We start from the raw sequence: 1,115 nt of genomic DNA, 5'->3' as shown, positions 1-1,115 counted from the left end.
ACAACGGTGAAGAGTCACCGACAGAGCAACGCCAAGCCGAAGCCTTTACCAGCTACTTGCGCCATGGTTTTGCGGAGCTATCGCAAGAAGACAAAGCCCAACTTCGTGCTTTAGGCACAGCAACAGGGGCTGGCGGCGGTTTTACCGTACCAAAAAACTTTGTGAATCGCGTGGTTGAAAACATGGCGGTGTACGGTGGTATCGCGAACGTCTGTCAGGTTATCAATACTCAAGATGGCCGCGCGATGCCTTGGGCGGTGTCCGATGGCCGCACTGAAATCGGTGAAATGCTGGCCGAGAACCAAGAAGCGGGTAAAGGCGATCCGAACTTTAGCCAGGTTGAGATTGGTGCGAAGAAAGGCAGCTCTAAAATCGTACTGGTCTCGAATGAGCTACTGCAAGACAGCATGATTGATATCGATGCGTTTGTGGCGCGCCGTATCGGTCAGCGTCTTGGCCGTCTCGAAGCTAGTCAAATCATCACGGGTGATAACACGGGTAACAACCTGAATGGCTTGAACCTACAGGTTCAACTGAAACAAGAAGCGGCGGCAACTTCTGGTGTGTCTTACGCGGACTTGATCAACTTGAAACACAAAGTGGACCCAGCGTATCGCAACAGTCCAAACACGCGCTGGGCATTTAACGATGACACATTCAAAGGCTTCAAGCTGATGAATGACAGCAACGGTCGCCCGCTATGGTTGCCAGCGATTGCCGGTGTTGCTCCGTCAACCATTGATGGTGACCAATACGTCATTGACCAAGGCATTGCGGCAGCGGGCGCAAGTGCGAAGTCGGTGTTCTATGGTGACTGGATGTCGTTAGTTCTCCGTCGTGTGACGTACATGAACCTACGCCGTTTAACAGAGCGTTACGCTGAGTTTGACCAAATGGGCTTCATTGGCTTCCACCGTTTTGATGTACTGTTGGAAGATGTTGCAGCCATCGCCGCGCTAGAACACGCAGCGGCTTAATTCTAACCATTATATCTAGCCCACCGTTTGGTGGGCTTTTTTATGTAATAAGGAATTGAACATGGCAACCACGAAAGCCAAGACAGCAGAGATCACCAAAGAGTCGACAGAGACTTCGGAGCAACCAAACGGCAATAC

Annotated in this window: 1 protein-coding gene; it reads left to right on the top strand. The window is 51.2% G+C overall.

What is annotated here, in order from left to right; genetic code table 11:
* On the top strand, positions 1 to 977 hold a 977-nt coding region (locus tag R8N49_RS25060; RefSeq protein ID WP_318190203.1), incomplete at its 5' end, for a phage major capsid protein.
* Positions 978 to 1,115: the final 138 nt, after the last annotated feature.

The organism is Vibrio sp. 1978, assembly GCF_033344345.1.
This window is presented reverse-complemented; position numbering and strand designations above follow the sequence as displayed.